The 24,224-nt window shown below is 68.4% G+C and carries 22 protein-coding genes and 1 pseudogene; 12 read left to right on the top strand and 11 right to left on the bottom strand.

Annotated elements, in window-relative coordinates; all coding sequences use genetic code 11:
* Positions 1 to 14: 14 nt before the first annotated feature.
* From IU448_RS07515 to IU448_RS07495, 5 genes are all read left to right on the top strand, one after another.
* Positions 15 to 464: a GNAT family N-acetyltransferase gene (locus IU448_RS07515; protein ID WP_195054687.1), complete on the top strand. Its 450-nt coding sequence runs from the start codon at positions 15 to 17 to the stop codon at positions 462 to 464.
* A gap of 167 nt (positions 465 to 631) precedes the next feature.
* Positions 632 to 2,668, top strand: a complete 2,037-nt coding sequence (locus IU448_RS07510; RefSeq protein WP_195055101.1) for a VWA domain-containing protein — start codon at positions 632 to 634, stop codon at positions 2,666 to 2,668.
* A 48-nt stretch (positions 2,669 to 2,716) separates the two neighbouring features.
* Entirely contained in the window at positions 2,717 to 3,331 is a 615-nt protein-coding gene (gene cobO, locus IU448_RS07505) for a cob(I)yrinic acid a,c-diamide adenosyltransferase (protein WP_195054686.1), read from the top strand.
* Positions 3,332 to 3,377: 46 nt separating this feature from the next.
* On the top strand, positions 3,378 to 5,027 hold the full coding sequence (locus IU448_RS07500) for a cobyrinate a,c-diamide synthase (RefSeq protein ID WP_195054685.1): 1,650 nt from the start codon (positions 3,378 to 3,380) through the stop codon (positions 5,025 to 5,027).
* Positions 5,024 to 5,437, top strand: coding sequence for a cobalamin biosynthesis protein (locus IU448_RS07495; protein ID WP_195054684.1), 414 nt, complete (start codon positions 5,024 to 5,026; stop codon positions 5,435 to 5,437). Before IU448_RS07500 ends, IU448_RS07495 begins: the two co-directional genes overlap by 4 nt.
* Before the next feature lie 185 nt (positions 5,438 to 5,622).
* Here the strand turns inward: IU448_RS07495 and IU448_RS07490 are convergent, their stop codons facing one another.
* Together IU448_RS07490 and IU448_RS07485 are read right to left on the bottom strand one after the other, a co-directional pair.
* Positions 5,623 to 6,753 (bottom strand): hypothetical protein, encoded by a 1,131-nt coding sequence (locus IU448_RS07490; protein WP_195054683.1) that lies wholly within the window; start codon positions 6,751 to 6,753, stop codon positions 5,623 to 5,625.
* A gap of 1 nt (position 6,754) precedes the next feature.
* Complete coding sequence (locus IU448_RS07485; RefSeq protein WP_228812058.1) at positions 6,755 to 7,888, bottom strand: phosphotransferase family protein; 1,134 nt, start codon at positions 7,886 to 7,888, stop codon at positions 6,755 to 6,757.
* A gap of 331 nt (positions 7,889 to 8,219) precedes the next feature.
* Between IU448_RS07485 and IU448_RS07480 the strand changes: the two genes are divergently transcribed.
* Together IU448_RS07480 and IU448_RS07475 are read left to right on the top strand one after the other, a co-directional pair.
* A complete protein-coding gene (locus IU448_RS07480; RefSeq protein ID WP_280457989.1) occupies positions 8,220 to 8,894 on the top strand; it encodes a DUF305 domain-containing protein in 675 nt (224 codons plus the stop codon).
* Between the two features lie 39 nt (positions 8,895 to 8,933).
* Positions 8,934 to 9,344 carry a PPOX class F420-dependent oxidoreductase gene (locus tag IU448_RS07475; protein ID WP_195054681.1) on the top strand — a complete coding sequence of 137 codons (411 nt, stop codon included), beginning with the start codon at positions 8,934 to 8,936 and terminating at the stop codon, positions 9,342 to 9,344.
* Positions 9,345 to 9,446: 102 nt separating this feature from the next.
* Here the strand turns inward: IU448_RS07475 and IU448_RS07470 are convergent, their stop codons facing one another.
* The 7 genes from IU448_RS07470 to ehuB form a co-directional block, all read right to left on the bottom strand.
* Positions 9,447 to 10,928 carry an MFS transporter gene (locus IU448_RS07470; protein ID WP_324188523.1) on the bottom strand — a complete coding sequence of 494 codons (1,482 nt, stop codon included), beginning with the start codon at positions 10,926 to 10,928 and terminating at the stop codon, positions 9,447 to 9,449.
* 6 nt (positions 10,929 to 10,934) lie between these two features.
* Positions 10,935 to 12,206, bottom strand: coding sequence for a uroporphyrinogen-III C-methyltransferase (gene cobA / locus IU448_RS07465; protein WP_280457991.1), 1,272 nt, complete (start codon positions 12,204 to 12,206; stop codon positions 10,935 to 10,937).
* Between the two features lie 557 nt (positions 12,207 to 12,763).
* Positions 12,764 to 13,507: a peroxide stress protein YaaA gene (gene yaaA / locus IU448_RS07460; protein WP_195054679.1), complete on the bottom strand. Its 744-nt coding sequence runs from the start codon at positions 13,505 to 13,507 to the stop codon at positions 12,764 to 12,766.
* Between the two features lie 36 nt (positions 13,508 to 13,543).
* The gene (ehuA, locus tag IU448_RS07455; RefSeq protein WP_195055098.1) at positions 13,544 to 14,299 is read right to left on the bottom strand and encodes an ectoine/hydroxyectoine ABC transporter ATP-binding protein EhuA; all 756 of its coding nucleotides are present in this window, start codon (positions 14,297 to 14,299) and stop codon (positions 13,544 to 13,546) included.
* A 34-nt stretch (positions 14,300 to 14,333) separates the two neighbouring features.
* On the bottom strand, positions 14,334 to 14,981 hold the full coding sequence (gene ehuD / locus IU448_RS07450; RefSeq protein WP_195054678.1) for an ectoine/hydroxyectoine ABC transporter permease subunit EhuD: 648 nt from the start codon (positions 14,979 to 14,981) through the stop codon (positions 14,334 to 14,336).
* Positions 14,978 to 15,724 (bottom strand): ectoine/hydroxyectoine ABC transporter permease subunit EhuC, encoded by a 747-nt coding sequence (gene ehuC / locus IU448_RS07445; RefSeq protein ID WP_195054677.1) that lies wholly within the window; start codon positions 15,722 to 15,724, stop codon positions 14,978 to 14,980. Before ehuC ends, ehuD begins: the two co-directional genes overlap by 4 nt.
* Positions 15,725 to 15,797: 73 nt before the next feature.
* A complete protein-coding gene (gene ehuB / locus IU448_RS07440; protein ID WP_195054676.1) occupies positions 15,798 to 16,682 on the bottom strand; it encodes an ectoine/hydroxyectoine ABC transporter substrate-binding protein EhuB in 885 nt (294 codons plus the stop codon).
* 359 nt (positions 16,683 to 17,041) lie between these two features.
* Here ehuB and IU448_RS07435 point away from each other — a divergent pair, with 359 nt between their 5' ends.
* On the top strand, positions 17,042 to 18,799 hold the full coding sequence (locus tag IU448_RS07435) for a proline--tRNA ligase (protein WP_195054675.1): 1,758 nt from the start codon (positions 17,042 to 17,044) through the stop codon (positions 18,797 to 18,799).
* A gap of 533 nt (positions 18,800 to 19,332) precedes the next feature.
* Here IU448_RS07435 and IU448_RS07430 read toward each other — a convergent pair.
* A complete protein-coding gene (locus tag IU448_RS07430) occupies positions 19,333 to 19,932 on the bottom strand; it encodes a TetR/AcrR family transcriptional regulator (RefSeq protein WP_195054674.1) in 600 nt (199 codons plus the stop codon).
* A gap of 210 nt (positions 19,933 to 20,142) precedes the next feature.
* A complete protein-coding gene (locus IU448_RS07425; protein WP_195054673.1) occupies positions 20,143 to 21,039 on the bottom strand; it encodes an SDR family NAD(P)-dependent oxidoreductase in 897 nt (298 codons plus the stop codon).
* 135 nt (positions 21,040 to 21,174) lie between these two features.
* Between IU448_RS07425 and IU448_RS07420 the strand changes: the two genes are divergently transcribed.
* From IU448_RS07420 to IU448_RS07405, 4 genes and pseudogenes are all read left to right on the top strand, one after another.
* Positions 21,175 to 21,807 carry a TetR/AcrR family transcriptional regulator gene (locus IU448_RS07420; protein WP_195054672.1) on the top strand — a complete coding sequence of 211 codons (633 nt, stop codon included), beginning with the start codon at positions 21,175 to 21,177 and terminating at the stop codon, positions 21,805 to 21,807.
* A gap of 4 nt (positions 21,808 to 21,811) precedes the next feature.
* Positions 21,812 to 21,960, top strand: a pseudogene (locus tag IU448_RS07415) (diacylglycerol kinase); the annotation flags it as partial.
* A gap of 111 nt (positions 21,961 to 22,071) precedes the next feature.
* Entirely contained in the window at positions 22,072 to 22,275 is a 204-nt protein-coding gene (locus IU448_RS07410) for a hypothetical protein (RefSeq protein WP_195054671.1), read from the top strand.
* A gap of 50 nt (positions 22,276 to 22,325) precedes the next feature.
* Positions 22,326 to 24,218, top strand: a complete 1,893-nt coding sequence (locus IU448_RS07405) for a hypothetical protein (protein WP_228812057.1) — start codon at positions 22,326 to 22,328, stop codon at positions 24,216 to 24,218.
* The last annotated feature ends 6 nt before the right edge of the window (positions 24,219 to 24,224 follow it).

Raw genomic sequence — 24,224 nt, 5'->3', positions numbered from 1 at the left:
GATAGCAAGGCGCGATGATGTCTACGGTTGCACTCCGACGGTCTTGGGCCCAGGATCTCGATACCGCCACCCTGTACGAGCTGCTGAAGCTGCGTGTCGAAGTGTTCGTCGTCGAGCAGAAATGTGCCTATCCGGAACTGGACGGCCAGGATCTGCTGCCGGAGACGCGGCACCTGTGGCTGGACGACGAGGGCGAGGTCATCGCGACCCTGCGGCTGCTCGAGGAGCACGACGACGGAGTGAAATCGTTCCGGATCGGACGTCTGTGCACGGCCGTCGAGGCGCGCGGGCACGGGTACACCACCCGGCTGCTGCAGGCCGCGCTCGCCGAGACCGGCTCGCATACGGTCCGGTTGAACGCGCAGACCTACCTGATCGACCTGTACACGAAACACGGCTTCGAGGTCGCGGGTGCGGAGTTCATCGAGGACGGTGTAGCGCACGTACCGATGCGCCGCGGGTGATCCCGGACGATGCCGTGCCCACCGCCTTCGAGGCCAGGGCACGTCCGCGGTGCCCGGTGGGCGTCCGGATCGGGATGGTGCCGGCGGTCGGGCTCGGAGAGCCCGAGTAGGGGAGGCCGGGAGCGTTGTTCGGCACGATTTAGAGTGGGGCCGTGTCCTCTACCGAAATCGCCCGGCCCGCATCCCACCCCTTCACAGCTGCCGGTGGGCAGAGTGAGGCCGGTTTCCCGTTCTCGGCGGTGATCGGTCAGGAGCGGTTGCAGCTCGCGCTGATCCTGTGCGCGGTGCACCCGGGAATCGGCGGTGTGCTGGTGCGCGGCGAGAAGGGGACCGCCAAATCGACGGTGGTGCGCGCGCTGGCGCGGCTGCTGCCGCCGGTCGTGGACGAATCGGGTGGGCGGCCGGCGCGGCTGGTGGAGCTGCCGGTGGGCGCCACCGAGGACCGGGTGGTCGGATCGCTCGACCTGGAACGGGTGCTGCGCGACGGTGAACAGGCGTTCCGGCCGGGTCTGCTGGCCGCGGCCCATCACGGCGTGCTGTACGTGGACGAGGTCAACCTGCTGCACGACCATTTGGTCGATGTGCTGCTGGACGCGGCGGCGATGGGCCGGGTGCATATCGAACGCGACGGAATCTCCCATTCCCATCCGGCCCGGTTCGTGCTGGTCGGCACTATGAACCCGGAAGAGGGCGAGCTGCGTCCGCAGCTGCTCGATCGTTTCGGCCTCACTGTGGATGTGACCGCTTCCCGGGACGTCGACGTCCGGATGGCCGTGGTGCGGCGGCGCCTGGACTACGAGGCCGACCCGGCGGGTTTCGCGGCCGCCTACGCCCCCGCGGACGCCGAGATCGCCGACCGGATCCGCACCGCCCGCGGTCGGTTGCCCGGCACTGCGCTCGACGATGTGGAGCTGCGCCGGATCGCGGCCGTCTGTGCCTCTTTCGACGTGGACGGGATGCGGGCGGATCTGGTGGTCGCGCGCACCGCCACCGCGTACGCCGCCTGGTGCGGTCGTGCCGCCGTGACCGCGGAGGATGTGCGGATCGCGGCCGAACTGGCGCTACCGCATCGGCGCCGCCGGGATCCGTTCGACGAACCGGGCATCACGCGCGAGCAACTCGACGAAGCGATGCAGGAGGCCGCGGACCAGGCCGATCGGCCCGCTGCGGAGGACCCGCACGGCGGTGAACCGGATACCGAGTTGCGTGACGACAGCCGCGGCGGAGCGGACCGGCCCGACGACGACCCGGACGGTCCCGGCGGCGGTGCGAAGGAGCCCGAGGACGATCCCGACGGCCCCGGCGGTGGGCAGCCGACTACCGAAACCGGCGAAGGCTCGGGGAAATCGAGTGGTCCGGCGGGTACCGGGCAGTCCTCGACCCCGGTCGCGGCGCCGGTGCGCCCACCACGCTGGGAAGTTCCCGGGCTGGGCGAGGGCGCCCCCGGGCGTCGCTCCCGCGCCCGGACCCGCCAGGGCCGCGTCGTCAACGCGACGTCCGATCTCACCGGCGGCCTGCATCTGCTCGGCACACTGCAGGCAGCGGCGCCGCAGCAGTGGGCCCGCGGTCGCCGGACCGGACCACTGCGGCTGGCCGCGCCCGATCTGCGCGGCGCCTACCGGGAAGGGCGCGAAGGCAATCTGGTGGTGTTCGTGGTGGACACCTCCGGTTCCATGGCTGCCCGGGACCGGCTCTCGGCGGTGACCGGAGCGGTCGTCACCCTGCTGCGCGACGCCTACCAGCGGCGCGACAAGGTCGCGGTGATCGCGGTGCGCGGCAGCGAAGCCGAACTGGTCTTGCCGCCCACCTCGTCGACCGATATCGCGGTGCGCCGCCTCGCCGGTCTGCGTACCGGTGGAAAGACACCGCTTGCCGCGGGCCTGCGGAAAGCGCACGAGGTGGTGCGCCGGGAGCGGGTCCGCGATCCGCGCCGCCGGCCGATGCTGGTGCTGCTCACCGACGGCCGGGCCACCGGCGGAACCGACCCGGTGCCGCGGGCCCGGGCGAGCGCGGCCCGGCTGGCCCGCGACGGTATCGCCTCGATCGTCATCGATTGCGAACGCGGCATGGTGCGGCTCGGCCTGGCGGCCGAACTCGCGTCGGCGCTGCGCGGCACCGTTGTCCGGCTGACCGAGCTGACCGGTTCGGCGGTAGCCGATACCGTCCGCGCCGGTGCGTCCGGGTCCGCTGCCCGGGCCGCGTGACCGATCCCGCCTATCTGCTGCGAAATACGATGAGACCGAGGAGAGGGTATGCCCAAAGGGGTACCGGAGAATGTGCCCGACGACGGGCTGACGACACGCCAGCGGCGTAATCAGCCGGTGCTCGCCGTCCACACCGGGCCGGGCAAGGGTAAATCCACCGCGGCGTTCGGGATGGCGTTGCGGGCCTGGAACCAGGGTTTCGATCTGGCGGTCTTCCAGTTCGTGAAGAGCGCCAAATGGAAGGTCGGGGAGGAGGCCGTCTTCCGCGAACTGGGCCGGCTGCACGAGGAAACCGGCGCGGGTGCACCGGTGCAGTGGCACAAGATGGGCGAGGGCTGGTCGTGGAGTCGTAAGGCGGGATCCGAAACCGATCACGCCGCTGCCGCACTGGCCGGCTGGCGTGAGATCGCGCGCAGGCTGCAGGCCGAGGAACATCGCTTCTATGTGCTGGACGAATTCACCTATCCGCTGAAATGGGGATGGGTCGACGTGGACGAGGTCGTCGAAACCTTGCGGCAGCGGCCCGGCAACCAGCATGTGGTCGTGACCGGCCGAGATGCCCCCGCGGCACTGATCGAAACCGCGGATCTGGTCACCGAGATGACGAAGGTGCGCCATCCGATGGACGCCGGACGTAAGGGCCAGCGAGGAATCGAGTGGTGAGCCATACCGGCCACCGGTGGTCACTGTCGCGCGCGGGTCTACCGTGATGAGCACCGGCGCCGCCGGGATCGTCCTCGCCGCGCCTGCGTCCGGCAGCGGTAAGACCACGGTCGCCACCGGCCTTATCGGCGCGTTACGCCGAGCCGGTCATCGGGTCGCGCCGTTCAAGGTGGGGCCGGACTACATCGACCCCGGCTACCACGGTCTGGCCGCCGGCCGGCCCGGTCGCAACCTCGATCCGGTGCTGGTCGGCCGGGACCGGATCGCGCCGCTGTACCGCCACGGATCCCGCGACTGCGATCTCGCGGTGGTCGAGGGGGTTATGGGATTGTTCGACGGCCGGATCGACGACCGGTCCGCCGACCCCGTCGCGGAAGGATCCACCGCACAGGTCGCCGGTCTGCTCGGCCTGCCGGTGATTCTCGTCGTGGACGCGCGCGGGCACAGTCAGAGCCTGGCAGCCCTGCTGCACGGGTTCGCGACCTTCGACTCCGGGGTCCGGCTGGGCGGGGTGATCCTGAACCGGGTCGGCAGCGAACGGCACGAGCAGGTGCTGCGGGCCGCCTGCGATCGGGTCGGATTACCCGTGCTCGGCGCACTGCCCCGGCTGGCCGAACTGGAGGTGCCGTCCCGGCATCTCGGCTTGATCCCCGCGGTGGAACACGGTCGCGCCGCGCTGCGGGCGGTGGATGCGATGACGGACTTGGCCGCCCGCCATATCGAACTGTCCGCTGTCGCGGCTCTCGCTGTCGTTCCGAGGTCGGGCACAGTATGGGATCCGGTGCAGGCGGCCGACACCATCGCGAACCCTGTTCAGGGAGCCACCGAGGACGGGTCGCCGGGTTCGGGCGCGACAGGAGATACAGCCGGCCTCGGCGTGGCTGCCGTACCCGGGGCAGCCGCGGAGCGGGGGCCCGGCGCCGGTGTGGCCGGAGTGCCGGCCGGAACGGCCGCCGTACCCGGTCCGTCCGGGCCGGCTGCGGCGCGCGGCGGCGGGATCGGGGTGCCGGAGAGGGATGACCGGCCGGGCGGAGCCGGTGCGGTTTCGGTTGCGGGAGAACCGAAGCCGGTGATCGCCGTCGCGGGTGGTCCCGCGTTCACGTTCGGTTACGCCGAGCATCGGGAACTGCTCACCGCCGCCGGAGGGGAGGTCGTGGTGTTCGATCCGCTGCACGATCCGCTGCCCGCCGATGCCGCCGGTCTGGTGCTACCGGGCGGGTTTCCGGAGGAACACGCGGAAGCGCTCGCCGGCAATGCCGAGTTACGGGCCGCGGTGGCCGAACAGGCGCGGGCCGGGCTGCCCGTACATGCCGAATGCGCGGGTCTGCTCTATCTCGCCGCATCGTTGGACGGCCACCCGATGGCGGGTGTCCTCGATGCGGTCGCCGAATTCGGTCCGCGTCTGACCCTGGGGTACCGGGAGGCCGTCGCCCTGGCCGATTCACCGCTGTGGCGGGCGGGCGAGCGGGTACTGGGCCACGAATTCCATCGCACTCGCCTCGTCACCACCGGTAGCCGGGTGTCCGCCTGGGCCTGGCGCGCGGGCAGAGAACAGATCAGGGAAGGGGCCCTCGTGTACCAGGTGCACGCCTCCTATCTGCACACCCATCCGGCAGGGAACCCGGTCGCCGTGCACCGGTTTGTTTCCGCCGCACGTACTCACCGGTGTGCGGGTGCCACCGCGACCGGCCGGTGACCTTCCCGGATACCGTCGCGTCGGCACCCGGCCTCGCGGTCGGGCTGGGACTGCGCCCCGGCCGCTGCGCCGATCACATCCTGGCGGCGTTGGACACGGCATTGCCCGGTGCGCGGATCACCTGCCTGGCGACCCTCGACCGGCGCGCCGGCGAACCGGGACTGCGCCGGGCCGCCGAGATATTGGGTGTGCCGCTGCACGGGTTCACTCCCGCGCAGCTCGCGAATGTCCCGGTGCCGAACCCGTCCGAGCGGGTGGTGCGGGTATTCGGCATTCCGGGTGTCGCCGAAGCCGCGGCGATGTTGTCCGCCGCCGGTCCGCTCCTCGTGCCGCGGCGAGTGGTCTCGGGTGTGGTGATCGCGGCGGCCGCCACCCGCGGCGCGGAGGAGATAGCCGATGCACCGGGTTGATCCACCCGACCTCGGGAAACCGTGCGAAGTCGGTGTCGAAGGAACAGCCCGCCACACCGTGCTGGATTGCCAGAGCTGCGAGATGTGCGTCGGGCATCAGGGTTCCCCGTCGCATAGTAATCGCCGACGAGCCGGCCGAGGACCCGGCGATGCCGGTTCGGATGCGTTGCGCTCGGCGGCCTGTCTCAGGGCGCGACCGACAGCAGGTCCGTGAAACCGGTGGGGTCGTGGCGGCCGACGCTGGCGTGTTCGAACAGACCCCAGCCCTCGGCGTCGCCACAGCGAGCGTGGGCGATGTGGTCGGTGACGCCCCACGGGATCCGGCCGGCGACCGCGGGGTCGGTCAGGTCGTAGCGGTTCGCCCACGACCAGTCGCGACCCTTCCACTGGCCGTGCTGCCAGTCCGGATCACCGCCGTAACCGCATCCGATGTGCAGGGGGATCCCGGTGACGGTGCGGATATCGATGGTCAGCGGCTTCCCGTCGGAGGTCCGCAGTTCCAGGGTCGCGGCCTCCGGGTGGCGGGTGCCGGACCGGTAGTCGATGGTGAGGTGCGGCCAGCCCAGTTGTTCGACCGAACCGTCCGGGAACACCCGCACCGCATCGTTGAGGGTGCGGTAGCCGTCCGGGTTCTCCTGCAGGATCACCACCACCGCGAAATCGTCGAAACGCAGCGGTACGTAGAGCCACCAGAAACCGCCGGTGCCTTCGGTTGCGGCGCGACCCGGGGGTTCGGCCTCGCCGACGGGCCGGATACCCCACGACCGGTCACGGGTGCCCATCCACACGTCCGGGTCGACCGCGATATCCTCGCCGGCCAGTGAAATCGTGCCGGACCACGAGCCGACCTGCGCGAAACGAGAGGCGTCCAGTGTCGGACGGTTGCCGGCGAGCATCACATGGGGCTGTTCCTGGACGGCGGGGAACGAGCCCGTCCAGGTGAGGTCCAGGCCGAGTTCGTCGTGGTCGCAGCACACCCGGATCTTGTGCAGCGGCTCGACCACCTCGATCCGGTATCCGCCCACCGCCAGGTCCAGACTGCGGTCGGTCCGGGCGTCGGAGAAACGTACGGAGGTGATCTCGTCACCGCGGCGCAACGCCGCGTAGGCGTCGACGACACCCAGATTGGGATATACGCCGAAACCGGTGACCAGCATGAGGGCGCCGTCCCCGTTGTGCGCGTTGAAATAGCTGCGGTCGTAGAAGTTGCGGTCGCTGGTGGCGGCGCGCGCGATGGGCAGCGGAGTCTGGTGGATCGGATATTCGTCCAGCGGCCCCGGGGTCGAAGCGGGTGTGTGGGCGGTGGTTTCGCTCATTTCAATCCCATCCGTAGGTGCCGTCGAGCATGGCCTCCAGGGTGGCCCGATGCATGATGTAGTCGTCCCGGTCGGCGGGTGCGGTGTCTTCACCCATATGGATCATCCGGCGTTTGATGCGGGCCATCACGATCGCGTGCCGCAGCGCGGCGTAGGTGAGGTGGAAGTCCAGGTCACGTACGGTATGGCCGGTCAGCTGTTCGTACTGTGCGACCACGTCGTCGCGGCGCAGGAAATCGGGCAACCCGGGCATATCGAAACCCGTGGCGATGTCCTGGAAGAACCTGTGCAGGAAGATCATCCAGGCCAGGTCCAGTTCCCGCGGGCCCAGCGCCGCCATTTCCCAGTCCAGCACCGCGATCGGTGTGCAACCGTCGTAGATGATGTTGCCGGGCCGGGCGTCGCCCCAGCTCAGGACATCCGGGCCCGGATCGTCCGGAAAATTGTGTTCGAGCCGGTCGAAGGCCCGCTCGATCAACGGAATCTCGAATCCGTCGTCCGCCAGCGCCCACCGGTACCAATCGCGCTGGGCGGCGAGGTGGCGGCGCAGCGCCGGGCCGGGGCCGTCGAGCTCCGGAAAACGCCGGGCCGGTTCGGTGATCGCGTGGATCCGGGCCAATACGTCGAGGGTGTTGCGGGTCAGCTCGGCCCGATGGGCGGGTGTCGAATCGTAGAGCCAGCCGGCGAACACATACGGGGGATTGTCGCCGGGGATGCGACCCGCGACCCGATCCATGACGAAGAACGGTGTACCGCAGATCGTTTCGTCGGTTTCCAGCCAGCGCAGCGGCGGGACCGGCACATCGGTGTGGGCGGCGATCTCGCCGATGATCCGGTACTGCAGCGGCAGGTCGTAGTCTCGGAACACGGGGAACGCCCCGGCTTCCGGCACCATCCTGGCGACGTAGGATCCCGACCGCGGTTCACCCGCGGATTCCCATCTCGCGTCGAACAGGACCGAGGCGCTGGACAGCCCACCGGACAGGGGCCGGCTCAGGGATTCGATCACCGGCGGCTCGTCGGCGGCCACCCGTGCCTGTAACCAGCCGGTGAGCTGGGTGGCGAGGGTGTCCAGATCGCGTTCGCTGGTGGTGAGCTGCAGATGCTCGGTGGGGTCTATCTCATCGGGCATCATCGTCCTCCTGACGCCGTGGGCCACGGTGCGCGGATCGGCTCGGATCGGCTCGAGCGCTGGTGGTCTCGGGGAGTCCGGCCGCCCGCGTGCCGCAGACTGTAACGCGTTTCAGTCGGGCGCGGAGATGAATCGTGCCGATCGCCGAGCCGCCCGATCACCGGTATCGGCCTCATGGGCGGCATGCGCCGACGATAATCGCCGCAGCGGCCCCGGAAACTCCGCCGGCCGGGACTGTGCAGGAGGTGGTGATGGTCGTGCCGATCCGTCGCGGGTTTCCGGCAGTGCCGGACCCGGTGCCCTCGGACACCGGCGAGCAGAGCGGGTGCCGGTGGTGAAACGTCTGCACGAGGCCGCCGCATATTCTGTCGCGGCCGTAGTACTCCTGGTGCTCGGCGCGGCGATACGACCACTGTTCGTAGACGACCCCGCGCCTCGGGAAATACTTTCCGACATCGAACTGGGCTTCGTACAGGATATGGCCGCGCATCACCATCAGGCACTGATCATGGTGCAACGGCTCGACCCCGGCGCCGACCCCGCCGTCCTGGGCCTGGCCCAGCAGATCGACGACACCCAGCGGGCCGAAATCGGCACGTTGCTGGGCTGGCTGCGGATGGCCGGTGCACCGGCGGCCAACTCCGATCCGATGGGCTGGATGCCCGCGGCAGCGCACCACGGCCACAGTGGACCCGATAGCCACAGCGCATATGACGGCAACAGTGCGCACGACCGCCATACCGGGCAGGCGACGACCATGCCCGGTATGGCCACCCAGGACCAGCTCGACGCGCTGTCCGCGGCGCGCGGTCGCGCCGCCTCGATGCTGTTCCTGGAACTCATGCAGGCCCACCACGACGGCGGTATCGCCATGGCCCGGGTCGCCGACGCAATGCTCACCGGCGGCGTGGTGAAACAGGTTGCCCGGGAGATGATCAGCGGCCAAACCCAGGAGTCCGGGCTGATCGCGGTGCTGCTCGCACGGCTGGCGGCCGCCCCGCCCGGCTGATCCGGAATGATCACCGGGCGAAACCGGTTACTCGTGGCTATGAGCACACTTTCGCTGCCGGATACCCTGAAGAAGCATATCGACGAGAACCGTTTGTTCGTCACCGTGGCCACCGTGGGCCGGGACGGGCATCCGCACCTCACCGTCACCTGGCTGATCCGCGACGGCGACGACCTGCTGTACTCCACCACCACCGATCGCGTACAGGGCAAGAATCTCGCTCGCGATCCGCGGATCTCGGTGCTGATCACCGCGCCGGACAATCCGTACCTGTACGCCGAGGTCAAAGGCACCGCCACCCTGACGCCCGATCCCGAACTGCTCGTCGGAAACCGGATCTCCCGGAAATACACCGGCAAGGACTATGCCGATTTCAATCCCGATGCCGTGAACGACGGTCCCCGGGTGGTCGTACGCATTACGCCGAACAAGATCACCGGACGTCTGTAGGACGGAAACCGCCGGGTTCGCGCCGGTCCCGATTCGCCCGGCCGGACACCCGTGCCGGACGACGGGATCAGTACCCGGCCCGGCGGTGCCGGATACCCGCGATCAGGCGGCCTGGGCTTCGTCCTGGGCGTGCTGGGCGCGGGCCACTTCCGCGGCGGTGTAGCGCAGGGTCAGCGCGATCAGGCCGACGAGCAGCGCACCGCAGGCGGCCACGAACATGGCCAGTGTGTACCCGTCGCCGAGCGCGGTGATCTCCGCGGGAGTCATCTGGGCGGGTTTGCCGGTGGTGCCGCCTTCGGAGAGGGTCCGGGAGGCAGCGAGCGGGGTCAGTACTCCGATGGCGATGGGCGTACCGAGATTGAGGAACATCTGGCCGATCGCCGACAGCGGCCCGATCTCGTCCGGCGGCACCCCGACCAGGACGCACAGCGGAATCAGCACCATGGCGATACCGATGCCGAAGCCGATCACCAGGAACAGCGGCAGCAGCGTGGTCCAGTAGCCGACGCCGCCGTCCAGCGTCGAGCCGTAGCCCAGCCCGGCCACCAGCACCACGGCGGCTCCCACCAGCAGCCACCGCGGTGCGATATGCATTGCCAGCTTGGTGGCGATCGCGCTGCCGACGCCGACACCGAGGGTGAACGGAATGAACGAGACACCTGCCACCAGCGGGCTGTAACCCACCACGTTCTGCACGAACAGCCCGGCGAAATAGGTGGTGGCGCCGAGCACGCCGCTGGCCAGCAGGATGACCACGAAGGTGGCGACCCGGTCACGGCTGTCGAACAGCGACCACGGCAGCAGCGGGTTGTCGACATACCGTTCCGCGAACACGAATACCGGGAGCAGGACCGCCCCGGCGATCAGCGCGCCGTAGACATAGGGGCTGTCCCAGCCGAGTTCCGGCCCTTCGGTGGCGCCGAAGACGATCAGGGCACAGGCCAGTGTGCCCAGGAAAGCGCCCCGCACATCGAGGGTCAGCCGCTGATGGCCGGTATCGCGTAGCGCGGCCAGCGCGCCGATCACGATCAGTGCGCCGATCGGCACATTGATGAGGAAGATCCAGCGCCAGCTGGCCTCGGTGAGCGCACCACCGATCACCAGCCCGCCGACCGACCCCAGCGCCACCATCGACCCGAAGATCGCGAACGCCTGGTTCCGTACCTTGCCCGGAGCGAAAGTGCTGGCTACCAGGGCGAATGCGGTCGGCGCGGCCAGTGCGGCGCCGGTGCCCTGGACGGCGCGCGCGATGATCAGCATCAATTCGTCCTGCGCCAGCCCGCACAGCAGCGAGGCGAGCGTGAACAGGCCGACACCGGCGATGAACATGCGCCGGCGTCCGAACGAATCACCGATTCGCCCGCCGAGCAGCATCAGACCCGCGAACGGCAGGCCGTAGGCCGTGATGGTCCAGGCGCTGCCGGAACTGGACAGGCCCATCTCCTCCTGAAGCCGCGGCAGGGCCAGGATCACCACCGTGCCGTCCAGCACCACCATCAGCTGCAAACCGCTCAGGACGAGGATGGCGAGACCGAAGGCCCGCTTCGTCACCGGGTACTTCGCGGCTGGGGGGTTATCGAGCACAGTGGGTCACTGTAACCGACCGGTAGCGTCGGTGATCGGGGCGGCGGTGAACCCGGCGGTGGGCCCGATCACAATGATCGCCGGCGGCCGGATCCCCGCCGACCGGACCTGTTCGGCGACATCCGCGAGGGTCGCGCGCAGCACCCGCTGACCACGCAGCGTGCCCTCCTGGATCACGGTGGCGGGAGTATCGGCCGGGCGGCCGCCGGCCCGCAGAACCGTGGCGAACTGCTCGATCCGTTCCACCGCCATCATCAGGACGAGCGTGCCGCGCAGGCGGGCCAGCGCGGGCCAGTCCACCAGGGAATCGGGGTGATCCGGCGGGATATGGCCGCTCACCACCACGAACTCGTGTGTGACGCCCCGATGGGTGACCGGGATCCCGGCCGCGGCCGGCACCGAGATGGGACTGGTCACGCCGGGAACCACGGTCACCGGGACCCCGGCGTCGACGCACGCTTCGAGTTCTTCGTAACCGCGTCCGAACACGTAGGGGTCGCCGCCCTTGAGCCGGACCACGAACTTCCCCGCCCGCGCCCCCTCCACGAGCGCCGCGTTGATCGCATCCTGGGCCATCGCCCGTCCGTACGGGATCTTGGCGGCGTCCACGACTTCCACATCCGGCCCGAGCTCGGCGAGCAGTTCGGGCGGTGCGAGCCGGTCGGCGACCACCAGATCGGCACGTGCCAGCAGCCGCCGGCCCCGGACGGTGATCAGGTCCGGATCGCCGGGCCCGCCGCCGACCAGCGCGACCCCCGGCGTCATCGGGGTCGCATCGTCGGTCACCACACCCGACTGCAGCGCCTCCAGCAGGGCGGTACGCACGGCAGCCGAACGCCGGTGCCGGCCGCCGGCGAGAACCCCCAAGGTCATCCCGTCGTAGCGGGCGGTGGCGGGGGTGACCGCCGTACCGGATTGGGCGTGGTCGGCGCGCACACAGAAGATCCGCCGTCGCGTCGCCTCCGCGACGACCGCGGCGTTGGTCTCCGGATCGTCGGTACAGGCAATCGCGTACCAGGCGCCGTCGAGGTCACCGTCGGTGTAATCGCGCAGCGTGAGTGTGATCCGGCCGCCGGTCGCCATCCCCTCCACCGCCGGCGTGGCCTCCCGCGAGATCACTTCCACCACGGCACCCGAGGCGATGAGCAGCCCCAGCCGGCGCTGTGCCACGGAGCCGCCGCCGACGACGACAACTCGCCGTCCGCTCAGATCGAGTCCCACCAGGTAGTTCGAATCCCCGGAGGCAAGGTGGTCGGTATCGGCTGACGTATTCGGCACAAGGTGCGAGCCTACTTTCCGGGTACCCGGCCCGCCGCAGCCGCCTGCGAATCGACGCGCCGCCCGCTGCGATTCGCGACGCCGTGCACGGGGGCCCGCGCTTCGGTGGGCGAGGCGGACGGAAGTGGATCGCATGCAGCCATATGGTCCGGCGTCCAGCACGATGGAACTCGCCGAGGTAAACGCGTCATCGCGTCGCCTGTATACGGTCGGACACCGTGGCCGGGCCGGAATGGTCGCGGTCGTACCGAAGGGCTGCATTCGTGCGAACCCGCCGTGTGCACGCGTTGCGCGGCCGATGGCGAAGGCCCGGATCGGACCCTCTGACGTGCAGCGCCGTCCGAGAACGGAATGCATGCCCGACCGGCCGGCGTCGCACGGACCTCACCGGTCTCCTCCGAGCCGACTGTTCGAACAGACCGCTGCCGACCGTCGCCGCGTCTCGTGGACAGCTCTGCGTTCCGCGGCCCCGGTCCTGGTTGCGGTTGCGCGGAGGTCCGGCGTCGCTTTCGCGCCGGCAAACCGAAGCTGTCCGGGGGTGCTCGTCGAAGCCCGTGTCAGGTGAGGACGACCAGTTCGGTGTCCGCGGCGACTTCCACGCGTAGGCCGGCCTTCCGGGCGACCCGGGCCAGTGCATGGACATCGGCCGGTTCGGCCCGGGTCAGGACCAGCGCGCGGGCCAGCAGACCCTTGTGGTGTTTGTTGAAATGACTGACCACCGTGCGTGACCCGTCCTCGTGTTCGGTGAGCACCGTGGCGGTGACGGCATCCGGCACCCGGCCGAGTTGCTGGTAGGTGCCCGACCGCAGGTCGACCACCAACTCATCGGCTGTCGCCGCGCGCAGCGCGGGCCCGAGGTGGTCGCGCCAGACCGCCGACAGGGTGGGGCGTCCGGGCAGTTTGGAACCACCCGAGAGCCGGTAGGCCGGGATCGGGTCACCCGCGCGGACCGCGCCGAACAACGCCGAACCGATCGCGAGCCGCGCGTGGGCCTTGGCCCGTTGTGTCCGGGTGAACGACGCCGCGTCCAAGGCGTCGTAGAGGACACCGGTGTAGCGATCCAGTGCCGGCCGCGTGGGTGAGCTGCGCAGCGCGATATTGCGGGCGAGTTCGGTCTCGGCGTTCTTGCCCAGCCCGAGCGCGACCCGGGCGGCTGCCGGATCACCGGCCAGTTTCGTGAGCTCGTCGATCAGCCCGTCGCGGACCTCGGTCAGCGTGTCGAAGGCCAGCGCGCCCAGGTCGAGTGGACCGCCGGTACCGCCGTCGGATTTGGTCTCGGAGGGAGGTAACAGCACCAGCACGAGCCGTTACGGTACCGGGCGGTCGGGCGCCGGGGATCAGCGCACGGCCTTGAGGAATTCCCGGGTGCGCTCGTTGTCGGGTGCGTTGAAGATCTGCTCAGGTGTTCCTTCTTCGATGATCCGCCCGTGGTCGAACATCAGCACCCGATCGGACACGTCGCGGGCGAACCCCATTTCGTGGGTGACGATAAGCATGGTGATATCGGTGCTCTCCGCCAGCTCGCGCAGCACATCGAGAACCCCGCCGACCAATTCGGGATCGAGCGCGGAGGTCACCTCGTCCAGCAGCATGATCTTCGGGTCCATGGCGCAGCAGCGCGCGATCGCCACCCGCTGCTGTTGCCCACCGGACAACTGGGAGGGGTGCGCGTGCGCCTTGTCCGACAGCCCGACCAGCTCGAGCAGATCGAGGGCCCGTTTGCGGGCCTCGTCCCGGGACTTGCCCAGGACATGGATCGGCGCCTCGGTGATGTTCTCCAGCACGCTCATATTGGGGAACAGGTTGAACTGCTGGAACACCATCCCGACTTTTTTGCGCACTTCGCGCAGATGTTTCTCCCGGGCGGGTACCAGTTTGCCGCCGCGCTGTTCGTGGGTCAGCATGTCCCCGTCGACCCGGATGGTCCCACTGCTCACCGCCTCCAGCGTCATGAGCAGCCGCAGGATGGTGGTCTTCCCGGAACCCGAAGGCCCGATCAGCGTCACCTTCTCCCCACGCTGGACGGTGAAATCGAGCTGGTCGAGGACCACCAGGTCGCCGAAGCGTTTGACCACGCCGTCGAATTCGATCATCGGCTGTGTTGCGGCCGGGGTGCCGGAGACCGGTTCAGTAGTAGGCAAGTCGCTTCTCCAGTCGTCTGATCAGCACCGAGGTCGGGTAACTGGCCACCAGGAAGAACACCCCGGCCAGGGTCATCGCCTCGAGGTATGCGTAGTGACGGGCCCCGAACTGCTGCGCCGCGGTCACCAGTTCGACAACGGTGATGGCGAACAGGAACGGGGTGTCCTTGAACATCGACACCGCGTTGGTGCCGAGGGCGGGCACACTGGCCCGGATGGCCTGCGGCAGGATCACGGCCCGCCAGGTGCGTATCGGGGGCAGCGACAGCGCGCGCGCCGCCTCCCACTGGCCGGGCGGCACCGATTCGATCCCGGCCCGGTACACCTCCGCCAGATACCCGGCGTAGTGGATGCCGAGTACCACAACCCCGATCTGCAGGGCCGAGAACTGCGGTAGCAGGGTGTAGGCGAACAGCAGTTGCACCACCAGCGGGGTGAACCGGACGAATTCGCTCACCGCATGCACCGGCAGCGCGATCCAGCGGGGCAGCGAACGCCGGATGATCGCGATGAGCAGCCCGAGCGCCGCGGCGATCAGGAACCCGAGCACCGTGGCCAGCAGGGTGATCTCGAACCCGTCCCACAGCACGGGCAGCGCGTCGGCAGCGCGTTCCCAGCTCCATTCCACACTCATGGCGCCACCTTCCGCCGTGCGGACCCGGCGACCGCGTCCAATGAGGTATCGGGGGCCAGTCGCAGCACCTCACGCAGCGAGGGGCCGCGACCGAGCTTGTGTTTGGCGCGTGCCTCCAGCAGGTTCATTCCGAGGCTGAGCAGATAGGCGATCACGAAGTAGATGAGCAGCCCGATTCCGAAAGCGAACAACGTATCGCCGGTGCTGTCCCGCAGTTTCTCGATCTCGAAGGTCAGGTCCTGCAGGGTGATGTAGGAGGCCACCGCAGTGCCCTTCAGCAGGTGCACCAGCAGGTTGGCCAGCGGCGGGATCATCAGCGCCCACGCCTGCGGGAACAGGACCCGGCGAAGCCGCTGCCACGGGCCGAATCCGAGCGCGACGGCCGCCTCGGTCTGGGCCTTGGGTACCGAGTTCAATGCTCCGCGCACCACTTCCGCGCCGTACGCGCCGTAGTTCAGGCCGAGCGCGAGGATCCCGCAGAACACGGGGTCGAGCTGGTACCCCAGCAGCGGCAGCACATAGAACAGCCAGAAGATCTGCACCAGCAGCGAGGTGCCCCGGAAGAATTCGATCAGTATCCGGGCGGGCCCGCGGATCGCGAGGTTGCGCACCCGGGCCGTCGTGCCCAGGGTGAGCGCCAGGACGAAGGCGAGTACCGCCCCGCCCGCAGTCAGTTCGAGGGTGATCAGGATTCCCTCACCGATGCGGGGCAGTGCCTCGGTGAGGGCGTCGAGATTGCTCACCGGTCACCTCCCTCTTCCGGGGCAGGCGGGCCGGACGAGGGACGCGCCGCTGTGTGGTTGTCGGCCGGCACGGTCAGATATCGCCCGCGCACAGCTTGGCGGTGGTCAGTTCGGGATCGGGCAGTTCGGCCTCGGTGAATCCGAACTCGCCGACGATCGACAGGTATTTGTCCTTGTCCGAGGTGATCTTGCGCAGCTCCGCGTTGTAGGCGTCCAGCAGATCCTCGTCGCCGGTCCGGAAAACCGTCCCGCCGGCGCCGATCTGCGGTTTCCCGTCGATTTCGGCGACGAACGATTCGGTGACCTCCACCTGCGCGTCCGGATTGTGGTCGGCCAGCCAGTTCAGCGAAATCGCGGTGAGCGCGAAGACATCGGAGCGGCCCGAGGTCACCGCGTCCATACCGTCCTGCGGGCTCCCGACCTGCGTGGCGTCGATACCCAGGGAGGTGGCGTAATCGGATTCGATGGCGCCCGTCATGACCGCCATCTTCGCGCCCTTGTCCTTGATCGATTGCATATCGGTGAGCCCGAGCGGATTGCCCTTCTTCACCATCAGCGCCGTGGTGTACATGAACTCGGGCTCACTGAACGCGGCCTGTTCGCATCGCTCCGGCAGGATCGACATCCCCGCGCTCACCGCGTCGAAACGCTGCGCCTGTAAACCCGGGATCAACGCGCCGAAATCGGTTTGCACACCATCGACCGTCTCGATTCCGAGATTGCGGAAGATCTCGCGGTGCAGGGCGACCGTCGCCCCGGTGAGCTGACCGTTCTGCTCGAACGAATACGGCGCCTCGCCGGCGAACCCGACGGTGACGGTGCCCTTGTCCTTCAAGGACTGCAGGAGGTCGCCTCCGGCCGTCGTATCGGTTTTGGTGCAACCCGACAGCGTCGCCGCCGTCAGCACCGCCCCCGCGACCAGTGCGATTGCGCGCGCCCTTGATTTCTTGGTTCCCATCACGGCCGACCTTTCCACGGGGCGCTGACGCAGGCTCTCCGGTGTCGATGTGGGCGCTGGGGCACACAGGTCAGCGACCATTTTTCAGTTTGTTCGGGACGATTTCACCGGGTCCCGGTGGATCGAACCCTAGCGGCGTCCGGTTCCGACTCTCGGTGTCGCAATGAACCTGCAAAGAAAAGTTCAAAATATGTATATTGGAAAGTTATTCGAAAGTGTTCCTGCCGTTATTTGCACGCGCTTGCGATGCCGGCCGGAAACCCGCCCCGACCGGCACGGACCTGCACAACCGAGCCGGTAACAGGTCAGTGGGGAATAGGGTGTCGGCCGGGATCGGGCAGGGTCTACGCTGTGCAACCGTGATCACCCGCCTCTCCCGACTTTTCCTCCGTACGTTGCGCGACGACCCCGCCGACGCCGAGGTGCCCAGCCACAAGCTGCTGGTGCGCGCCGGCTACGTGCGCCGGGTCGCGCCGGGTGTGTACTCGTGGCTGCCGCTGGGCCTGCGGGTACTGCACAAGGTGGAGGAGGTGGTGCGCGAGGAGATGAACGCGATCGGGGCGCAGGAGATCTCACTACCCGCGCTGCTGCCGCGTGATCCCTACGAGGCCACCAACCGCTGGACCGAATACGGTGACAGTCTGTTCCGGCTCCGGGATCGCAAGGGGGCCGATATGTTGCTCGGCCCCACCCACGAGGAACTGTTCACCCTCACGGTGAAGGGCGAGTACAACTCGTACAAGGACCTGCCTGTCACCCTGTACCAGATCCAGGCGAAGTATCGCGACGAGGAGCGTCCCCGCGCCGGTATTCTGCGCGGCCGCGAATTCATCATGAAGGATTCCTATTCCTTCGACCTCGACGAGGCCGGCCTGAAAGCCAGCTACAACGCTCACCGCGAGGCCTACCAGCGGATCTTCGAACGACTCGGGGTGAAGTACGTGATCGTCGCCGCGACCTCGGGCGCGATGGGCGGCAGTGCCTCCGAGGAATTCCTCGCCGACAGCCCCGTCGGCGAGGACACCTACGTCGTCTGCAGGGAATCGGGTTACGCGGCGAACGTCGAGGCCGTGGTCACCGCCGCCCCCGAGCCGCTGCCGCTCGAGGGACAGCCGGCGGCGGTCGTCCACGACACCCCGGACACTCCCACTATCGCCGCGCTCGTCGACTGGGCCAATGCCGCCGGTATCGGCGAGCGATTCGGCCGGCCGGTCACGGCCGCCGACACCCTCAAGAACGTGATGGTGAAACTGCGGCATCCGGACGGCAAAACCGAGATAGTCGGAATCGGGGTTCCCGGCGATCGGGAGGTCGACGACAAACGGCTCGGCGCCTCGGTGGAACCAGCTGAGGTCGAACTGCTCACCGACGCCGATTTCGCCGCCAATCCTTTCCTGGTCAAGGGCTATATCGGCCCCGAGGCGCTGCAGGCCAACGGAGTCCGCTACCTGGTCGATCCCCGGGTGGTCACCGGAACATCGTGGATCACTGGTGCGGACGCCCCCGGTAAGCATGTGGTCGGCCTGGTCGCCGGCCGCGATTTCACACCGGACGGGACCATCGAGGCGGCGCAGGTACGCGACGGCGACCCTTCCCCCGACGGTCGCGGCACACTGGTCTCCGCCCGCGGTATCGAGATCGGCCACATCTTCCAGCTCGGCTACAAATACACCGACGCCTTCGAGGTCGACGTCCTCGGCGAGAACGGTAAACCGGTACGGCTCGTCATGGGCTCCTACGGTGTCGGCGTCTCGCGACTGGTGGCGGTCATCGCCGAACAGCAGCACGACGACAAGGGCCTGCGCTGGCCGAGCGAGGTCGCGCCCTACGACGTGCACGTGGTGATCGCCAACAAGGACGAGGCCGCCCGGGCGGGCGCCGAACAGGTGGTCGCGGACCTGAACACCCAGGGTGTGGACGTTCTCTTCGACGATCGCACCGCGTCGCCCGGTGTGAAGTTCAAGGACGCCGAACTGCTCGGTATGCCCTATGTCCTGGTCATCGGCCGCGGCTGGGCCGAGGGCAAGGTGGAACTGCGTGACCGGTTCACCGGCGAAACCCTGGACATCGCAGCAGGTTCCGCGGTTTCGGCTGTCCTCGACCGAATCCGGAGCTGACCGCCGGCCGGGGTGCGCTCGCCGCGTAGCCGGCGCACCCCGCCCAGGCCGAGGCGCGCCGATGGTTCCGGGATCTTCCGGATGGACGCTGCGGTCTGTGCATGCGGCGTACGGTCCGGGCTCCGTTCCACCCCGGGAAGGTGTCGCCTACACCGCCCCGGAGGCTTGTGGGCCGCCCAGCGGCGTTACGGCGAAAGCCGCAGCCGGACTGGCCATTATGCTTACGGTAGTCGGTGTGGGCGAGTTCGCTTTCGTCCTTTCCGACATTTTCGTGCGGGGATCGCGCTATTCGTCCTGGGGAACCGTTCCGACGATAGTTGTCGGGCACTTGGTTACGGCCCTGATGTGGCCACGGTCTGGCCGACATCGTGTTCAACCTGCAGTACGGCCAATATGTACAGATGGCAGTGTGCACGGGACGCCGTTCGCAGGCGGGACTCATCAGGGCCCACTGCCGATGGCTCCCGGGGGCTCAGCGCAGCGGCCCTACTGAAGGAACCTCACGGGGAGCGGTCATACCGGTGTTTCGGGCTTCAGTCGCCCGTGTGCCCGGTCGCCGCTTTCACCAGCTGTTCGCCGGCGGTGCGGACGGCCGCCGCCGCATTGCGTTGCTCGGTGATGGCATAGCTGATGATCGCGCCCTCGTGCAGGCTCAGTAATTGCACCGCGACGGTTTCATGATCGGCCGCTCCGGCGTCGGTGAGCAATTGGTCGAACAGCTCGTAGAGCCATGTCTTCTCGGCGACTATCACCTGCCGGCCCGGATGGTCGGCTTCGGGAAGTTCGGCGAAGGCATTGATGAAACTGCAGCCCCTGGTGTTGTCCGGGAGCCATTCGGGCAGAACGTCGAACGGTGTCAGGACACGCTCGACCGGGTCGGTGCGGTCGGCCAGGCGGGTCTCGATCAGCGTGCGCCAGCGGCGGTCGCGCTGTTCGAGGTAGGTGACCAGCAGTCCGTCTTTCGAACCGAAGCGGTCGTAGAGCGTTCGTTTGGTCACGCCCGATTCGGCGGCGATGGTGTCGACCCCGACCGCGTGGATACCGCGGTTGTAGAAGAGTTCGGCGGCGGTGTCGAGTATCCGCTGCGCCGCCGGTGTCAGCGTCGTCGTCGCGTCGTGCGCGGTTGTGGACATATCCGGATCCCTTGCACTCACAGGTCTGTGAACTTAGTCTATACCGACAAGGACTTCACAGACCTGTGTAGTGGAGGTAGGTATGAGGCAAGCGGCACGGACGGCGGTCCGCACGTTGCGGGAGTTCGCCCTCGGAATCCATCTCGCCAACGGGATCCGGCACGGAGTGCCGCAGAGCGCCGAAGCGTCGGGACGCCGCGCCTGGCCGGATCAAACCGGCCGATCGGCAGCGGATCCGGGGGAGTCGATCGGGCCGGTGTTCGACCGGCCGTTCGCCGGCCCGGCCGTGGCAAGCAGTTCCCGGGTGTGATCCCGTAGTCGCCGGGCGGCTCCGAGGTCGAAGGCCGCGCTTGTGGTGTCGACCGCGTTTTCCTGCATATATGCCGACAGTCGGGGCGCCGGCGGGTTGTCCAGGCGGCGCATGATACGGGCGACCGCGGCCTCGACAGGCTGGCCCCGGCGGCGCATGTCCTCCACTACGGTCCGGTCGGTCGTGGAGTACTCGCCGGTGAATCCGGTGCTGGTGAGGCCGGGATGTAGGAGTAGATAGCGGATGTGGCTGTGTGGATGATCGTCGGTGAACCCCACGGCGAGTAGGTCGCTCAGTTTCCCGCACTGATGCATCACCGCATCGGGGTCGTAGGACTCGGTGAATTGCAGGTCGTCCCAGCGGATCCGGGAAAGCTCACCACCCGGTCCGGACAAGTCGAGGATCATCGGCGTTGCCGCCCGTTCCAGGCTGTCGGCCAAGCCGTAGGTCAGTAGGTGGCGGCTCAGATAGAACAGCGCGAACGAGGCTTCGAAACCTTCCGCCGTCACGCTCCGGGTCGATCGATAGTAGCGGGCGCCGAGCACGAGTATGTCGACGGCCGGATAGGTGGTGCGCAATCGCTCGAGTACGCGGTGGTTTTCGGTGGTCAGGGCGAGGTCGGCGCGGAGGAATTCGAGACGGTCGGCGGCGTCGAGCCGGGCTGCCGTGTCGATGATCGTGCGCGCTTTGTCCGCGCTGCGGCCGATGATGACGACGCGGTCGCCGCGCTCGAGATAGGTGTAGGCGAGAGACCTGCCGATTCCGTCCGTTCCGCCGGTGATCACCACGGTCTTCATACGAGCTCCCTTGGGTGGTACTGATGCTTGATATACGAACCAGGCTTGTTTTCTGTACTCATGAGTCTAGGCGATGGTCGCCAAATCTGCACCCGTGGGTCTGGAAACCGAATCGGTTGGGACTAGTATCGAAATATGACTTCGGCCGGAACACCTGCGCGCCCCCGTGGTCGCGTGGACAAACAGCAGGCGATCCTCGCCGCGGCGTTCACAGTCTTCGCACGCACCGGTTACACACAAACCCGGATGGATCAGATCGCCGCCGAAGCCGGTGTTGCCAAAGCGACCGTGTACAGCCACTTCGGTGACAAGGAGCAGGTGTTCCGGCACGCGGTGCGTGCACTGTCGGACGCGGCCCGCCAGGCGAATCTGGCGGTCGTCGAGCGGCTGGCCGAACCGGGTGCGGACCTTCCGGCCACCCTCCATGCCGTGGGAGGCGACTTGGTGCGGTGTTACTGCAGTCTCGAGTCGCGTGCGCTGCGGCGTCTGGTGTGCGCAGAGGCCGGGGAGTTCCCGGACCTGACCGATATCGTCGACGAGGTCTCCGGCCAGGTCCGCCGTGCGCTGGCCGATCGATTCGCCCGCCTGGCGCTGGACGGCAAGCTACGGCTGAACGATCCGGACCTGACCGCCGCACAGTGGGCGGCACTGCTCACCGGCGCGCTTCCGGCGCGCTACCAGTTCGGTGTCGAGCCGCTACCGGAAAGCGAAGCGGATACCGTCGCCGCGGCGGCGGCGACGACATTCCTGGCGGTTTTCGGTCCGTGAGCGCCGCCGGGGCGATCACAACTACGCCGCGATCCTGGCCGGCGGGGCCGGGTGGTCAACGCCATACCTGCCGTCGTCGCGGCCGAACCGGGTATCCGGACCACCGGTGACCTGCCGATGTCCACCGGGCCCGGTCTCACGACGCCCGTCTGACGGGGTACGCCCGACCGATGGATTCGGCGCCGATCCACTGACGCGCCTAAGCTCGGACTTCTGAGCGGGCGAGCCGGTGGCTCGCCGCCGACACCAGGAAGGTTGCGCTGAATGTATGAGCCCGACCGGTCCGGACCGCGCGAGCCGAACCTGTCCGAACTGCGGGAGCGCGCCGCGCACGGTGATTCCGACGCCGTCGCACAGTTGCTCGATATCGGGGACGAACGCACCGACGCCGTCGACCTGAGCGAATACGAGATCGACGTGGAGGACCTCGGGGTGGAAACCGCCGAGGACACGGGCACCGAGCGGTAGCCCGCGGACCGGCCCGCCGGCGGGGCGGGTCGCTTGTAGGGTGGGGGGCCATGGGAAGCGCTCCGGCCGTCGTACCGCAGCGACCCTCCGCATCGGGTCCCGGTCCGTCGTCCGCGCCATTGGGCCGGATACGCGACCGGTTGCAGCGTTGGACGTCCTCATCCGGACGGGTGCTGCTCGCTGCGGCGTTCTGCCTGATCGGGCTTCAGCTCATCGTCCGCACCTGGGTCCTCGCGAACGGCTACTTCTACTGGGACGATCTCATCCTCACCGGCCGGGCGGGCACCTACCCACTGTGGTCGGGGCAGCTGTTGCTGCACGATCACGACGGCCATTTCATGCCGCTGGCCTTCGCCGTTTCGTGGCTGGTGACCGTACTGGCCCCGTTGAACTGGCCGGCCGCGGCCGCGGTGTCCCTGGTGGGGCAACTGGCCGCCGCGGGCGCTGTCCTGCGGCTGCTGCTGATACTGCTCGGGCGGCGTCCGGCGCTGCTGATACCGCTGGCCTTCTATCTGTTCGGGCCGCTCACACTGCCCGCGTTCGCCTGGTGGTCGGCCGCGCTCAATGCCTTGCCGTTGCAGTTCGCGCTCGCCTGGGTCGCCGCCGACGCGCTCCTGCTGGACCGCACCGGTCGCCGCCGGTACGCGATATCCGGGGTGGTGACGGTGGCCGTAGCGCTGTTGTTCTTCGAGAAAGCGGTCGTGGTCTCGTTCGTCGCTTTCGCCGTGGTGGTTCTGTGCCGGTATGTCGACGGGCGGGGCTTCGCCTTCCGTGCGGTCTTGCGCCGGGGCGCAGCCCTGTGGTCCGGTTCCGCGACGGTTCTGCTGGTCTGGGCCCTGGTCTACTTCGCCGTGGCGGGAACATCGGCCGGAACTGCCGGATCCGCCGATATGTCCCAGCTGCTGCCGCGGGCCGCGTGGGCCGGCGTCGTGACCGCCCTGCTCGGCGGGCCCTGGGCCTGGGAGCGCTGGGTGCCGTCCGCGCCGTGGGCAGTGGCGCCCGACTGGGCGGTGTGGGCGGCGTGGGGTCTGCTGGCGGTTGCGGTGATCGCCACGATCCGGGCCCGGCCGGCAGTCCGGCCGGTCTGGCTGGCCGTGGTGGTGTATCTCCCCGCGGTGCAGATACCCGTCGTGCTGATGCGGGCCGGACCCAATACCGTCGACGAACTCATGATGTCGCTGCGTTACCTGGCCGACGCTGCCGCAGTGCTCACGATCGCAGGTGCGCTGCTGCTGCGGGCCTTTGCCCACACCCCGCAACGAGCCGTCGCGGCGAACGGTGACCGGCGCCGTGCTCGCCGGGGAGCCACGATCCTCGCGACTGCGGCGGTCGTGCTGTTCACGGTGAGCAGCCTGTGGTCGACGTACACGTTCGGCCGGAGCTGGTCGGAGGGGCCGACGAAAACATACGTGACGAACGTGAAATCGGAATTCGCGCACTGGGACGGCGTGCCGCTGCTGGAGCAGGAGGTCCCCTGGAACGTCTTGAACCCGACCGCCTATCCACAGAACGAGGCGAGCCGGGTGCTGTCGCCGATCGCTGCGCCCGGTGCCTTCGCCGACGCCACCGAACGCCTCCGCATGATCACCGACACCGGCGAGTTCGCCGATGCGCGAGTCTGGTGGAACCGCGCTGTCGTCCCCGGTCCCGTGCCCGGGTGTGGCCACCGGATCGACGGTCGCCTGCCGGTACGGGTGCCCCTGGACGGCCCGATGATCGCCCATGAATGGACCGCCCAGCTCAACTACTTCGCCGACCGGGACGCGATGATCACGGTGGGTTTCGAGGCCGGGAAGAAGGTCGAAGTCCCGGTGCGGGCGGGAATGCACACCGTGTACGCGCGCATCGTCGGCCAAGGGTCTGCGCTGCTGGTGCAGGGCCGGACCCCGGGCCTGGTGCTCTGCCTCGGTACCGGACCGGTCGGGGTGGCGTCCTACACCTGATCAGGT

The organism is Nocardia flavorosea, from assembly GCF_015477805.1.
In the GTDB taxonomy this organism is placed as follows: Bacteria; Actinomycetota; Actinomycetes; order Mycobacteriales; family Mycobacteriaceae; genus Nocardia; species Nocardia flavorosea_A.
The sequence above is the reverse complement of the archived record's forward strand: the minus strand, read 5'-3'. Positions and strand labels throughout refer to the sequence as shown.

Coding starts and splice junctions, on each gene's coding strand:
- IU448_RS07515 (WP_195054687.1), top strand. CDS start 15: ATGATGTCTACGGTTGCACTCCGACGGTCTTGGGCCCAGGATCTCGAT.
- cobO (WP_195054686.1), top strand. CDS start 2,717: ATGCCCAAAGGGGTACCGGAGAATGTGCCCGACGACGGGCTGACGACA.
- IU448_RS07500 (WP_195054685.1), top strand. CDS start 3,378: ATGAGCACCGGCGCCGCCGGGATCGTCCTCGCCGCGCCTGCGTCCGGC.
- IU448_RS07490 (WP_195054683.1), bottom strand. CDS start 6,753: ATGAGCGAAACCACCGCCCACACACCCGCTTCGACCCCGGGGCCGCTG.
- IU448_RS07485 (WP_228812058.1), bottom strand. CDS start 7,888: ATGATGCCCGATGAGATAGACCCCACCGAGCATCTGCAGCTCACCACC.
- IU448_RS07475 (WP_195054681.1), top strand. CDS start 8,934: ATGAGCACACTTTCGCTGCCGGATACCCTGAAGAAGCATATCGACGAG.
- ehuA (WP_195055098.1), bottom strand. CDS start 14,299: ATGATCGAATTCGACGGCGTGGTCAAACGCTTCGGCGACCTGGTGGTC.
- ehuD (WP_195054678.1), bottom strand. CDS start 14,981: ATGAGTGTGGAATGGAGCTGGGAACGCGCTGCCGACGCGCTGCCCGTG.
- ehuB (WP_195054676.1), bottom strand. CDS start 16,682: ATGGGAACCAAGAAATCAAGGGCGCGCGCAATCGCACTGGTCGCGGGG.
- IU448_RS07430 (WP_195054674.1), bottom strand. CDS start 19,932: ATGTCCACAACCGCGCACGACGCGACGACGACGCTGACACCGGCGGCG.
- IU448_RS07425 (WP_195054673.1), bottom strand. CDS start 21,039: ATGAAGACCGTGGTGATCACCGGCGGAACGGACGGAATCGGCAGGTCT.
- IU448_RS07420 (WP_195054672.1), top strand. CDS start 21,175: ATGACTTCGGCCGGAACACCTGCGCGCCCCCGTGGTCGCGTGGACAAA.
- IU448_RS07410 (WP_195054671.1), top strand. CDS start 22,072: ATGTATGAGCCCGACCGGTCCGGACCGCGCGAGCCGAACCTGTCCGAA.
- IU448_RS07405 (WP_228812057.1), top strand. CDS start 22,326: ATGGGAAGCGCTCCGGCCGTCGTACCGCAGCGACCCTCCGCATCGGGT.